The following is a 12,519-nucleotide window of genomic DNA, read 5'->3' as shown; positions in this document are numbered from 1 at the left end:
GGAGAACCGCCGTCACCGGCGGCGGGACATCGCCCGCGGACTGCCGCGATCGGGCGGCGTCCGGTCCGCCACGTGACCGTGCGACGCGGCCCGGGTGCATCGCTGCGATCCGCGCGGTGACTGTGTTGCGGGCTGGGATAGGGAATCCCGCACGGTGACAGGCGAGCGCGATACGTCGATGCAGTGCTGCGACACTGAGCTTCTGGCGAGCCAGAAACTCGCGGTTGATGTGCTCGGCGATCACTTCTTCCACCTCGGTCGGCATCCGAGAGCGGCCGCGCCCGCCTACAGGAGCGGAGACCAACAGATCTGTGACCGACCCTCCCCCATTCCGGAGCCTGGACAGCAGCACGTACACACGCCGCGGCGAGACCCCCAACTGCTGCGCTGCATCCTCCACCACTGCGGTACCGATCGAGGATCGATCCACTAGTTCGCTGAGCACTGCGAACCGTGACCGTGCCTGCTCCCACTGCTCCGCCGACGCGGTCAGCACACCAGTCTCGGCGACATCGAACTTGTCCGCGTCCATCGCAGCCTCCGAACGCCCGGCCTGCGTGACCGACCGATTGTGCAGTCCACTTCTGCACTCAGAATGTCAGAAGACGACTGCAATCGGAGGTAAAACCCCAGGAATTTATGACGCCCACTTCTGAAACTGACATGGGTAATCCTGTCAGTTTCAGGAGTCGCGTTCACTGTGTCAGAAGTCGAATGCACTGAGCGCCAGCAATTGAGGTGGGTTCGGCTCCTCTCCTCCGGCCCGTCGGCGTTAGTGTTGCCTATGAGCATGTCGAAAGTGGTACCTGCGCTGCCGGTACGAGACATCGACACCGCTGTAGAGATATACGTCCGCGCGTTCGGCTTCACGACCCGGTACACCGACCCGACTTTCGCGAGGCTTACCCGCGACGACGTCGAGATCCACTTGTGGGCCGCCGACGACGACAGCTGGAATACCCGTTCAGACCCTGCGGCATGGCCGGTATGCAGCGGAGCCGAGACGTTCCTTGCCGGCACAGCCAGCTGCCGCATCGCCGTGGACGAGATCAACGACCTTTACGCCGAGATGTCCCGCGCGGGAGTTCTCCATCCCGCAGACGCGGGTCGTCCCGTCTCGACGGACTGGGGAACGACGGAGTTCGCAACTGTCGACACCGACGGCAATCTGATCACTTTCCATACCAATGAAAAAAGCCAACACGAGCCCGCCACGGCAAGCAACGGCGCACCCTGACCCCACCCTCGAGCAGAAACTCGATGACCCGGACGCCCGTCGATGCGCTACGCGTGTGAAATAAGCGCATGCTCGACACGTCCACCCGCGCGCAGTCAGGCCACGGTCAGATAGATCAGTGCAATGTTGAGTGCGACGACGATTCCCGCGATGAGCCATGCCGCGTATGCCGTGATCCGGTGATTGACATCGCCGCCCATCAGGATGCGGTCCGAGGTGAACCGCACCAAGGGAATCAACGCAAACGGAATACCGAACGACAGCACGACCTGCGAGACGACCAGTGCCCGACTGGGGTCGACTCCTGCTGCCAGAATTGCCAGTGCGGGAACAAGTGTCACCAGTCGTCGCACCAGAATCGGAATGCGCTTACGTAGTAGCCCATCCATGATCATCGCGCCGGCGTACGCCCCGACCGATGTCGATGCAAGGCCCGAGGCCAGCAGGCCCACCGCGAACAGCAGTGCTACCACCGGCCCCAGAGTGTCCCCTACTGCTGCGTGGGCTCCTTCGATGGAATCGACGCCCTCGCGGCCCCCCAATGTCGATGCCGCCAACAGCAGCATCGACATGTTCACTGCACCGGCCAGCAGCATCGCCAACCCGACATCGATCCGGGTGATCCGCAACAACCGCTGACGGACAGGCCCTGCCTCGGGGTGTCCGTGCCGGTCACGTGCTAAACCGGAGTGCAGGTACACCGCGTGCGGCATGATCGTCGCACCGAGCATCGCGGCGGCGATCAACACGCTTTCCGCGCCGTCGAACCGCGGAATCAGACCGGCCGCGGCCTCGGTGAACGATGGCGGTTCCACGACGACGCTGGCAAGAAATCCGACGGCGATGACACCGAGTAGCCCGAGAATCACGAACTCGAAGGGCCGTTGGCCCCGGCGATCCTGGACCATCAGCAAGATCATCGATACGGCCCCGGTGATGAGGCCGCCGATCAGGAGCGGCAGGTCGAAGAGCAGGTAGAGGGCGATCGCACCGCCGACGATTTCGGCGAGGTCGGTCGCCATGGCGACCACTTCTGCTTGCCCCCAATATGCCAGTCGCACAGTCCTGCTCGACTTCTCGCGAACGACTTCGGGCAGTGTCATTCCGGTGACGATGCCGAGTTTGGCGGAGAGGAACTGGACGAGACCGGCCATCACGTTCGCGGCAACGATCACCCAGACCAGCAGGTATCCGAACTGCGCCCCGGCGCTGACGTTGGAGGCGACATTGCCGGGGTCGACGTAGGCGATCGCTGCGACGAAAGCGGGTCCGAGCAGAACGAGGCCCGACCGAAACCTCGAGGGCGGCCGAGACGATCGGCGCTGCAGCACAGACATGACCACACCCTCCGGCACCAACAGTATGTCAGGACCCTGAAAATATAGTTCGGCTACCCGAACAATGCAATGCGGCGTGGTGGTTCGGCGACATCTCGATCAGATGGGCAGGATCACTGCACTGACGAATTCGTTGCGGATCCAGGCGATGAACAATCCCCATACTCCGGTCAGCAGAGCGATGCCGACGGCGATCATGATGACACCGCCCGCGACCTTGATCTTCTGTGAGTTCCTCCGAAGCCACCCCACCCCGCGCATCGCCGAACTCGAACCGAACGCGAGGACGACGAACGGTAGGCCGAGCCCCATGCAGTACGCGACGATGAGAGTGACCCCGCGAGCTGCGGTTGCACCTTCGGTTCCTGCCGCAACAGACAGAACGCCGGCGAGGGTGGGACCCAGACACGGTGTCCAGCCGAGCGCGAACACACCGCCGAGCAGCGGCGCTCCAGCGAGGGACGAGATCTGCTGAGGTGCGAATCGGGTGTCGCGTTGCAGAACGGGTATCAATCCGATGAACGCCGCACCATGATGATCGTGATGACGCCGCCGACTCGTTGGAGTACTTGCTCGTTGATGCGCAAGGTGCCGATGACTCCGAAGATCGAGGCTGTGGCGAGGACGAAGACGATCGTGAACCCGGCAACGAACAACGACGCTGCGCCGGCCACACGCCAGCGATTCGCCAGCTCCGTCGACGAGGTGCCGATGGTCGAGGTGCCGGGCGATCGGGTATCGGCTGATTGGGCGTCGGCACCGGCGATTCCTGCCAGGTAGGACAGGTATCCCGGCACCAGCGGCACCACGCAGGGTGAGGCGAACGAGACCAACCCGGCGAGCGTGCATGCCGCGATCGCGAGCAGCAGTGGCCCGCTCGATGCCGCGTTCTGGAAGGCCGACCCGATGTCCTGGGCGAGAAGAGTCGTCATTCCGCGGCTATCCGTTCGACGACGGGAAGGAGATCGTCGGTGAGCAGGGCGCGCATGAAGACCGCGGCCACGCGGTGCTGACGGTCGAGTACCAGCGTCGAGGGGATCACGCTGGTCGGGTAGTTCCCGCCGAGGGCGACCAGTGTCCGCATCGAAGGGTCGTAGATCGAGGGGTAGGAGACGTCGTTGTCGACGACGAAGTCCTGCGCTTTGTCCTTCTGTGGATCTCTGACGTTGAGACCGAGGAACTGCACGCCGCGCTCGCGGGTGGTCTCGTAGACCTCTTCGAGGTCGTCGGCTTCGCCGCGGCAGGGGCCACACCACTGACCCCAGAGATTGATCACCACCACCTTGCCGTCGTAGTCCGACAGAGCGGTCGTCTTGCCTTCCTCCATCAGATCGGGGCCGGCGAGTTCGCCTATGGTACCGCGTGTTTCGGGGGGATCGTAGACGATGTCGGTTCGACCGCCGGGGGCGACGAAGTCGAAGCTACCTCCCGTGGATGCAGCCTGTGCGCCGTCGGAGCATCCGGAGATCAGTAGTACGACGGCAAGAATCGATCCGATTGCCGCGGTGGGCGTGGTGCCTTGACGGCGCGCACCGACCCACACTGGTGGGAGACGTGTCATGAGGTGAAATCCTTTACTGCAGTGCGGATCTGGTCTGTCATCTCGAACACCGTCGGGTCGGTGACGCGCTCGATCGTTCCGTCCGGGCGGAGGAGAAAGCTCAAGGGAAGGACCGGCGGTGCCGAGAGCGCGTCCAGGACGCTGCCGCCGTCGATGTAGTTCGGATAGCGGACGCCCAGTTGCGTGACCAGCGCGGCCGCGTCCGCGGGCCGGTCCTCGACGTTGATTCCGATGACTGGGATCGCGTCGGGTTCTGCGGCGTAGGCATCGACTACGGGCATCTCGGTGCGGCACGGGCCGCACCAGGATGCCCACAGGTTGATCAACGTCACCTCACTGCCGAGAACGTCGGCGAGATCGGCATCGCTGTCGCTGTCGCTGCCGATGCAGCGCGCTATCACTCCCGCCAGCGGACCGCCTTCGCGCGGTACCGGCGGCGGACACAGCGGTAGCGCTGTTGCTCGTGCCGCGTCACCTGGTGGGCGGGACCGTGCGGGTTCGGATACGACCGGCGCGGCATTGTCGGCGATGGCCTCTGACGGGCCGCGCTCGATGCCACCGGATCGTGGCCACAGTGCCGCGATCATTGCGACCATAAGCACGAGCATCACCACCGTTCCGCTGCCTCTCATCGCTTCGACTGTCCGCACCGCGGGCACCGCGCACGAGGCGAACACATGTCGCCGGTCATAGCAGTGTCGACCAATACGACCAGAAGCGCTGTGCGATAAGAGCAATCACCGTCAGGTACCACACGGTCAGTGGAATCGAGTGATTGCGCATCAACACTCCCACCCACTGCCGCCGGCCCGCACTCGGAGCCCCGCGGTCGAGGTTGCGCAGCGTGACGTACCAGAAGATCGGTACGGTGACCGCCCACACCGCCATGCAGTACGGGCACAGGGCGCCGATGTCGTACAGGCTCTGCGCGATCAGCCAGTGCACGAAGACTGCGGCAGCAGTGACACCGACCTGCATCGCACCCCAGAACCACTGTGCGAACACCGCACCGGCGAGAAGGCCGGCACCCACTGCCGCCACGACGGCGAAGCCTGCGATCCCGAGAAGGGAATTGGGAAATCCGAACGCAGACGCCTGCGGGGTGTCCATCACCGATCCGCAGTTGAGCACCGGTTGATGCTGCAGGTCGGGGCGTAGGCGGGATCGAGCGCCAGAGCGAACTTCTCCACTGTGAGCACGAACGCGGCGGTCAGTCCGATCAGGCCGCCCACCAACAGCAGCCAGGGCAGGCTTCGAGCGAACGGTCCGCTGCGTCGGGTGAGAGCGGCTGCGGGGTCAGCCGAGTGCAGCGTCGAGGGCATCGGCGAGGTCTCCGTACGTGGTGGGTTCGATCTTGGTGCCGTTGAGGAAGAACGTCGGTGTGCCCTGCACGCCGAGCGCGATCCCGTCCGCGACGTCGGCCTCGATGCGCGCGAGCGTCGCAGGGTCGGTGTAGGCGGCATCGAAGGCGCTCATGTCGAGCCCTTGCTCGACGGCGAAGCTGCGGAACAACTCGTCCTGCGGAACCTGCTGTTCGCCCCACTGCGCCTGCGTTTCGTACATGCGTTGATACATGGCCTCGAATCCGCCCTGCTGGGCCGCGGCTTCGACTGCGCGTGCGGCTCGTTCGGCATTGAAGTGGGAGGCGATGGGAAAGTAGCGGGCCACGAAGCTCACCCGGTCGCCGTACTCTTCACGCAATTGCTCGATCGCCGGGTAGGCCGATCGGCAGGCCTCGCACTCGAAGTCGAGGAACTCCACGAACGTGACCCGGCCGTCGGGCACCGAGTTCAACCGATGACTGTTCTCGCGCACCGCAATCGAGGCAGGGTCGGTCGCGGCCTGCTCGGCGGCGGCAGCATCGGGGGACCCCGATCGATCCACCATCAGAAATACAGCCAACGCGGCGGCGAACACGATCACCAGGGACAAGGAAATCTTCAACGCTCGGCTCATACAACTACCTTCTCGATTCGTTCGGACTGATCAATGGGCCCGATATGGGCGTTTCGACTCGTTATGACACTAACAATCGTACGAACGTTGACCAAAGCCCTTCCCTAACGATCGCATGATTGTTAGATTGTGACCATGGCCTTGGAACCTCTGGACTCGTGCGATCTGTTGTGTATGGACCTCCCTCACGCCGAGAGGGTTCGCGCTACTCTGCCCGCGCTCGGCGATATCGAACCCGTCGCCGACGCTGCCCGAGCATTCGGCGACCCCACCCGACTGACCATCGCGCTCGCGTTGAACGCCGGCGGGCAGATGTGCGGCTGCGACATCGCGTGGATCGTGGGACAGAGCCAGAAGCTGGTCTCCCACCATCTCCGCAAACTCAAAGCCGCGGACGCCGTCACATCGAACAGAGAGGGAAAGTTGGTCATGTATGCGCTCACCGACCGCGGCACCCGACTGCTCGCGACACTGACCGAGGTACTGCCCACCGCCTCGACCGCCACTGATCTCACCGGGGTAGATCATGGTTGACGCGTGCTGCGGACCTACCCCGGCAGCGCCGACCACCGAATCCACTGCTGACGGTGCGGGCACGGGAGGTCCGGCTCCGACCGATGCACTCCCGAGGTTGTGGCAGGTCCGCGAGCTGCAACTCGCGTCGGCCGCCGCGATCATCCTGGGCGCATCGTGGTTGCTCGGTCGAACGGGTGCCGATGCGGTTGCGACCGTCGGCGCTCTGATCGCTGCCGCGATCGCCGCCGTCACCTTCGTTCCCGCGACGGTGAGAAATCTGCGCCACGGACGCATCGGTGTCGGCACGCTGATGACGATCGCGCTCCTCGGTGCCATCGCATTGGGCCAGATCCCCGAGGCCGCGATGCTCGGTATCTTGTTCTCCGTCGCCGAGGGACTCGAGGAATACGCGGTCACCAAGACCCGCCGCGGACTGCGCGCACTCCTGTCGTTGGTGCCGCCGACGGTATCTGTCCTGCGCGGTGGAACCGAGCAGGCCCTGTCCCCCGACGAGGTCGTGATCGGGGACATCATGGTGCTGCGGCCGGGTGAGCGAGCTGCCACGGACGGCACCATCGCTCGCGGTTCGACGAATCTGGACGTGTCTGCGATCACCGGCGAGTCCGTGCCCATCGAAGCCGGTGTCGGTGACGAGGTGCATGCCGGTGCCATCAACGGCGGCGGGGCCATCGAGGTCACCGTCACCGCGCCGGCATCGGAGAGTTCGCTTGCTCGCATCGTCCGCATCGTCGAACAGGCCCAGGACCGCAAAGGGGCCGGCCAACGGCTGGCGGACCGTATCGCACGTCCGCTCGTGCCCTCGATCATGATTCTCGCCGTACTCGTCGCTGGCGTCGGTGCGGTGCTCGGTGACCCCATGTTGTGGCTCGAACGCGCACTGGTGGTCCTGGTCGCGGCATCACCGTGCGCGTTGGCCATCTCGGTGCCGCTGTCGGTGGTGGCGGCGATCGGGGCTGCGAGCCGCAACGGGGCATTGATCAAAGGCGGTGCAGCAGTGGAAGAGCTGGGCCGCATTCGCGTCGTCGCCTTGGACAAGACCGGCACCCTCACCGCAGGACGACCGGAGGTCGTCGACGTCGTCACCGCTGCGGGAATCAGCCGCGACGACGCGCTGGCCGTTGCTGCTGCGCTCGAAGCGCGCAGCGAGCATCCACTCGCCCGCGCCGTACTGGCCTCCGTATCAACCGTCGCGGCAGCCGATGATGTCACTGCCATCGCCGGGCACGGCCTGACCGGCACCCTCGACGGAGCCCCGATCAGGCTCGGGAAACCGAGCTGGTTCGACACACACCCCAGCTCCGAGGAGTTCCACGCCGACGTCGCTCGTCTCCAAAGCAGCGGTGCCACAGTCGTTCTCGTCGAACGCGCCGGAGTTCTGATCGCTGCGATCGCCGTCCGCGACGAACTGCGGCCCGAGGCCGCCGAGGCTGTCCGCCAACTCACCGCGCTCGGTATCGACACTGCGATGCTCACCGGCGACAACGCGCTCACTGCGCAGGCCCTGGCGACCCAGGCGGGCATCACCGCCGTCCACGCCGAACTACTGCCCGAGGACAAAGCGGCCCTGCTGACCGACATCGCGGCCGGACGCAAGATTGCCATGGTCGGCGACGGCATCAACGACGCTCCTGCCTTGGCGACCGCAGATGTCGGGATCGCCATGGGCGCGATGGGAACCGACGTTGCCATCGAGACCGCCGATGTTGCCCTCATGGGTGAGGACCTCCGGCATCTACCGCAGGTGCTGGCCCACGCTCGACGCGCCCGGCGCATCATGATCGAGAACATCGCCTTGTCGATTGCCATCATCGGCGTGCTCGTCCCACTGGCTGCTACCGGTGTCCTGGGCTTGGCCACCGTGGTGCTCGTCCACGAACTCGCCGAAGTCCTGGTCATAGCCAATGCGATTCGCGCCGCCCGCACCACCCCCTTGGACGGTTTCGTGCCCCCGCCCGCGGCGTCCGGTGCCCTCAACGTCACGATCGCACCCGCAGCGGCCTTCGAGGATGCCTGCTGCGCTCCGGCTCCGACGCCGAGGAACACCGCATCTCTCGCATCTGGGAACCCACTGGCCTCCACCACCACAACGTCACCATCGGCGATCGGAGCAGACGATGGCAGCTCCGGGTGCTCGGATGGATGTACCTGCTGCACATCGACCCCCGCGCACGGCGAACTCTTCCGCGGACAGCGGTAGAGACCTGTGAGAGGTGATCGAACTGCACGCAGGCTCTACGAGATCGAAATGACCGCAGCAGCAGGGGCATCGACAACAGAGGTGCGCTGGTACCACCTCGAACGAGCACACATCCTCTCGCAGCCCTATCCGTGGTTGCATACTCGCAACCACGCCGCGATGTTGAAAGCTGCGGTGACAGAACATGATCGGCGCGAATCCTGGGGCCAGTTGATTCGGATCGTGGTCGCTGCTCCAGGATCGTGGTCGGGGCGATACCCGGCCGGTAACACCGGCCGGGTCGAGGCGGGACTGATGTCGCCGATGCCCATTCCGCAGGACCTTGCGGACGCGCTGGGGGGCACGTAGCGGGAGTCATCAGTTCAGGCCTGCGTAGGAGTGCAGGCCGGAGACGACCATGTTGATGATGAACAGGTTGAACAGCATCGCCACGAATCCGGCGATGTTGATCCATGCTGCGCGGGTGTTGCGCCATCCGCTGGTGGCGCGGGCGTGCAGGTAGGAGGCGTAGACGATCCAGGTGATGAAGGAGACCGTTTCTTTCGGGTCCCAGCCCCAGAATCGGCCCCATGCGGCTTCGGCCCAAATGGCACCGAGGATGACGCCGACGCCGAAGAGTGGAAATGCGAAGATCGTGGTCTTGTACGCCAGGATGTCCAGTGTCTGCGCGGAAGGCAGACGGGCGACGATTCGGCTCATTCTGCTCCCCGAGGCCTCGGGATGCTTCATGCGGATCAGGAACAGCGCGCTCGCAACCCCGGAGATCAAGAACACCCCGCTGCCGAGCGAGACGATCGAGACGTGCACCGGCAGCCAGTACGACTGCAGTGCCGGTACCACCGGTGCTGCGTCGGCGTACAGCACGGTGCCGGCGACGAACAGGAGGATCAACGTCGGCACCAGGACGAACAACCACAGGGTGCGCAGTTGCTTGGAGCGCAGCACCACCAGTGCAGCCAGTACACCGGCCGCGCAGGTGACCGAGACGAATTCGTACATGTTGCCCCACGGCGGCCTGCTGGCGGCGATCCCGCGAAGAACGATCGACCCGACATGCAACGTCAGCGCCACCATCACCAGCCCGAGTCCGGTACGGCCCATGCGTTCGGACGGAACCCGCCGGGGTGCGTCGGGAATGCGTCCGGGCGTCGTCGATGTCACTGCGATCACCCGCGTGCGCAGTCGCTCCATATTGTGCAGCTCCGCGCTACGGGTCGACGCGAGCTGGCCGAGGAATGCGATTGCTGCGAGGAGATAGACCACGAAGGCGGTCTCGAAGCTGATGTCGCTCCAACGAGCGAGGGTGTCGTCGATCGGCATGGTGCTACACCGTTTCTCTGTCGTGGGTCTCGGAGTCGCTCGGGGTTGTCTGCGGCCAGATCTGTGACCGGAGGGTCTGGAATTCGGGTCCCCAGCCGGCGTGATCGGTGCGAGCCAGGCCGCCCATGTCCACTCGCGAGAGTCCGTGTTCGCCAAGGTGGGCCCGGAACCAGACGCGCCGGCGTGTGATGACCAGGGACACCAGCAGTCCGGTCATCATCGTGACCGCGAACACGAGGACCCACCGCTGCGCGGGGTCGTATCCGACCTGGAGATTCGCGAATTCCTTGGCACCGTCGAACCGGACGAGGGTGCCGTCGGAGAGGGTTGTCGATTCTCCGGGCCGCAGGTTGACCCGGTCCTGCTTGACCAGCCGGCCTGGTTGATCATCTCCTGGTCCAGGGAGAAGATCGACTGCGGGATGCCGGTGTCGAGACCGGTGTCGCCCTTGTAGATGTCCACTGCCACAGCGGGATCGACCAATTCCGGGAAGCGGGAGGAGAGCAGATTTCCGTTGAATTGCGCGGTGGGCGCGAAGAGTCCTTCGATGGCGATCTGGCCTCGGCGGCGTTCGTCGGCGGTGGCGTAGGTCCCCCCGGGTGGGTCGAATCGCAGCGCGCCGCTGCTGAGGAACGTGGTGGCGTCGTCGGGGCGGAACTGCAGGGCTTCGGTGCGGGTCTGGCCGTCGGGGAAGGTGACGGTGAATTCGGGGGCGTAGCCGTGTCCGGTGAGGTATATGCGTTCGTCGCCGAGCCGGAGGGGTTCGTTGACTTTGAGTTGATAGTCGCGCCAGGTGTCGGCGGCGATGTCGTCGGCGCTCTGGTAGGAGATGTTCGAGGTGAACATCTCGGCCTGACCGTTCTCGAGGTAGTCGGCGGTGAAGTCCTTGACCCGGATACAGAACGGCTCGAGTCCGGTGCCGTCGGTGCTGTTGCCGGCGCGGAAGGAGTCGTAGACGGCGGGAGAGGTGTTGCAGAAACCGGGTCCGTTGTCGGCGATGACGATGACCGAGCTTCGTAGCCGAACAGTTTGCCGATGGCGATAGCGGCGAGCAGGCCGATCAGCGAGAAGTGGAAGAGCAAGTTCCCGGCTTCGCGGGTGTAGCCCTTCTCGGCCGAGAGAGTCAGTGCGCCATCGGGCTCGGGTCGAACGACGGTGCGCCACCCTTTCAAGTGCGGCGCGATGTCGGCGATCACCTTCTCGGGGTCGCCGGCGAGGGTGCCCGAATGATGCAACGGTAGTCGGGTGAGGTTTCGAGGCACTCGAACAGGTTGTGCGCGAAGAGCTTTGCCGTGCTCGATCAACCGGGGAGTCAGACAGCCGATCAGGGACACGAACAGCAGGACGTAGATCGCGGTGAACCAGGAACTTGCGAACACGTCGAACAGTTCCAGCGTGTCCATCACCGGCCCGAGAGCCGGGCGCGCGGCGATGTAGGCATCGACGGCCTGGGTATTGAGATTGCGCTGCGGCAGCAAAGCGCCGGGGATTGCTGCGGCGGCGAGGAGGAACAGCAGCACCAGCGCTGTACGCATCGACGTCAGTTGTCGCCACCGGTTGCGCAGCATCGCCACTGTTCTGCGCACCAGTCCCGGCGAGTGGGCACGGGGGGTGTTCGTCGATCGTCATCTCCGCACGCCCTTCACCGACCACCATCTAAATACTACGCGACATAGTAGTTTGGGGGTTCGGTGTGGTGGAGCGTGGTCGGCGCAGCAGCGAGAACGCCAGTGCCGCAACAACGCCGGTGGCGGCAATCCATTCCGGAACGCTGCCGGTGATCGTCGCCGGGGTGAGCGTGGTACTCAGCGAGACCTCGGTGACGACAGCTGCGGGGGTGAACAGCTCCGTGCGCTCGACGACCTCCCCGCGTGCATCGATGACGGCGCTGACTCCGCTGGTGGCCGAAACGACGACGCTGCGCCCGTGTTCGACCGCTCGTACCCGCGACATGGCGAGTTGTTGATAGGTCATGTTCGTCCGACCGAAGGTGGCGTTGTTGGTGGGCACTGCGATCAGCTGGGCACCGGCGCGAACGGAGTCGGTGAGCAACGAGTCGAAGGCGACCTCGTAGCAGGTGGCCACCGCCACGGGCACTCCGGCGACGTCGACGACACCGTCACCCTGACCCGGAACGAAGCGTCCTGCTTGGGCGGCGTAGGGAGAGAGTGCGGTGACGATCGTGCGGAGCGGCAGGTACTCCCCGAACGGCACCAGTTGCCGCTTGTCGTGCATCTGTCCGGGCCCGGTGGCGGGATCCCACACGATCGAGGTGTTGCTCGTGGTGCCGTCGCCCTGGCGTAGTACTGTGCCGACGAGAATGGGCACACCGACGGCGCGGGCTGCGGCGTCGATCCGTGCGGCGGCATCGGGG

Annotated in this window: 10 protein-coding genes and 4 pseudogenes; 4 read left to right on the top strand and 10 right to left on the bottom strand. The window is 64.9% G+C overall.

Annotated features, from left to right (window positions below; genetic code table 11):
- Positions 1 to 532: pseudogene (locus RHBS_RS15745) on the bottom strand (transposase); the annotation flags it as partial.
- Positions 533 to 784: 252 nt separating this feature from the next.
- Between RHBS_RS15745 and RHBS_RS15740 the strand changes: the two are divergent.
- The gene (locus RHBS_RS15740) at positions 785 to 1,237 is read left to right on the top strand and encodes a VOC family protein (RefSeq protein WP_094650919.1); all 453 of its coding nucleotides are present in this window, start codon (positions 785 to 787) and stop codon (positions 1,235 to 1,237) included.
- Between the two features lie 95 nt (positions 1,238 to 1,332).
- Here RHBS_RS15740 and RHBS_RS15735 read toward each other — a convergent pair whose 3' ends face one another.
- The 6 genes and pseudogenes from RHBS_RS15735 to RHBS_RS15710 all read right to left on the bottom strand — a co-directional run bounded on the left by RHBS_RS15735 (position 1,333) and on the right by RHBS_RS15710 (position 6,091).
- Positions 1,333 to 2,574 (bottom strand): Nramp family divalent metal transporter, encoded by a 1,242-nt coding sequence (locus RHBS_RS15735; RefSeq protein WP_094651183.1) that lies wholly within the window; start codon positions 2,572 to 2,574, stop codon positions 1,333 to 1,335.
- Between the two features lie 99 nt (positions 2,575 to 2,673).
- Positions 2,674 to 3,506, bottom strand: a pseudogene (locus tag RHBS_RS15730) (cytochrome c biogenesis CcdA family protein).
- Complete coding sequence (locus RHBS_RS15725; protein ID WP_128645990.1) at positions 3,503 to 4,135, bottom strand: TlpA disulfide reductase family protein; 633 nt, start codon at positions 4,133 to 4,135, stop codon at positions 3,503 to 3,505. Before RHBS_RS15725 ends, RHBS_RS15730 begins: the two are co-directional and overlap by 4 nt.
- Positions 4,132 to 4,767, bottom strand: coding sequence for a TlpA disulfide reductase family protein (locus tag RHBS_RS15720; RefSeq protein WP_094651184.1), 636 nt, complete (start codon positions 4,765 to 4,767; stop codon positions 4,132 to 4,134). The genes RHBS_RS15725 and RHBS_RS15720 overlap by 4 nt, the downstream gene beginning before the upstream one ends.
- A gap of 55 nt (positions 4,768 to 4,822) precedes the next feature.
- A pseudogene (locus tag RHBS_RS15715) lies at positions 4,823 to 5,457 on the bottom strand (vitamin K epoxide reductase family protein).
- Positions 5,432 to 6,091, bottom strand: coding sequence for a thioredoxin domain-containing protein (locus RHBS_RS15710; protein WP_094650923.1), 660 nt, complete (start codon positions 6,089 to 6,091; stop codon positions 5,432 to 5,434). The pseudogene RHBS_RS15715 and the gene RHBS_RS15710 overlap by 26 nt, the downstream one beginning before the upstream one ends.
- A gap of 135 nt (positions 6,092 to 6,226) precedes the next feature.
- On the opposite strand from RHBS_RS15710, the gene RHBS_RS15705 reads away from it, so the two are divergent.
- The 3 genes from RHBS_RS15705 to RHBS_RS15695 are packed head-to-tail and all read left to right on the top strand — an operon-like array spanning position 6,227 to position 9,173.
- Positions 6,227 to 6,625, top strand: a complete 399-nt coding sequence (locus tag RHBS_RS15705; RefSeq protein WP_094650924.1) for a metalloregulator ArsR/SmtB family transcription factor — start codon at positions 6,227 to 6,229, stop codon at positions 6,623 to 6,625.
- Entirely contained in the window at positions 6,618 to 8,825 is a 2,208-nt protein-coding gene (locus tag RHBS_RS15700; protein ID WP_128645989.1) for a cation-translocating P-type ATPase, read from the top strand. Before RHBS_RS15705 ends, RHBS_RS15700 begins: the two co-directional genes overlap by 8 nt.
- Positions 8,826 to 8,831: 6 nt before the next feature.
- Positions 8,832 to 9,173, top strand: coding sequence for a DUF3703 domain-containing protein (locus tag RHBS_RS15695; RefSeq protein WP_256987778.1), 342 nt, complete (start codon positions 8,832 to 8,834; stop codon positions 9,171 to 9,173).
- 9 nt (positions 9,174 to 9,182) lie between these two features.
- On the opposite strand, the gene ccsB is transcribed toward RHBS_RS15695, so the two are convergent.
- The 3 genes and pseudogenes from ccsB to lnt all read right to left on the bottom strand — a co-directional run.
- On the bottom strand, positions 9,183 to 10,145 hold the full coding sequence (gene ccsB / locus RHBS_RS15690; RefSeq protein WP_094650926.1) for a c-type cytochrome biogenesis protein CcsB: 963 nt from the start codon (positions 10,143 to 10,145) through the stop codon (positions 9,183 to 9,185).
- 4 nt (positions 10,146 to 10,149) lie between these two features.
- Positions 10,150 to 11,713: pseudogene (locus tag RHBS_RS15685) on the bottom strand (cytochrome c biogenesis protein ResB).
- Between the two features lie 88 nt (positions 11,714 to 11,801).
- On the bottom strand, positions 11,802 to 12,519 hold a 718-nt coding region (gene lnt / locus RHBS_RS15680), incomplete at its 5' end, for an apolipoprotein N-acyltransferase (protein ID WP_128645988.1).

It is taken from the genome of Rhodococcus sp. BS-15 (assembly GCF_000813105.1).
Taxonomy (GTDB): domain Bacteria; phylum Actinomycetota; class Actinomycetes; order Mycobacteriales; family Mycobacteriaceae; genus Rhodococcoides.
The sequence above is the reverse complement of the archived record's forward strand: the minus strand, read 5'-3'. Positions and strand labels throughout refer to the sequence as shown.

Bases quoted from the DNA above. Each gene is read 5' to 3' on its own strand.
- RHBS_RS15710 (WP_094650923.1), bottom strand. From the start codon at position 6,091: ATGAGCCGAGCGTTGAAGATTTCCTTGTCCCTGGTGATCGTGTTCGCC.
- RHBS_RS15720 (WP_094651184.1), bottom strand. From the start codon at position 4,767: ATGAGAGGCAGCGGAACGGTGGTGATGCTCGTGCTTATGGTCGCAATG.
- RHBS_RS15735 (WP_094651183.1), bottom strand. From the start codon at position 2,574: ATGTCTGTGCTGCAGCGCCGATCGTCTCGGCCGCCCTCGAGGTTTCGG.
- ccsB (WP_094650926.1), bottom strand. From the start codon at position 10,145: ATGCCGATCGACGACACCCTCGCTCGTTGGAGCGACATCAGCTTCGAG.
- RHBS_RS15725 (WP_128645990.1), bottom strand. From the start codon at position 4,135: ATGACACGTCTCCCACCAGTGTGGGTCGGTGCGCGCCGTCAAGGCACC.
- RHBS_RS15700 (WP_128645989.1), top strand. From the start codon at position 6,618: ATGGTTGACGCGTGCTGCGGACCTACCCCGGCAGCGCCGACCACCGAA.
- RHBS_RS15740 (WP_094650919.1), top strand. From the start codon at position 785: ATGAGCATGTCGAAAGTGGTACCTGCGCTGCCGGTACGAGACATCGAC.
- RHBS_RS15705 (WP_094650924.1), top strand. From the start codon at position 6,227: ATGGCCTTGGAACCTCTGGACTCGTGCGATCTGTTGTGTATGGACCTC.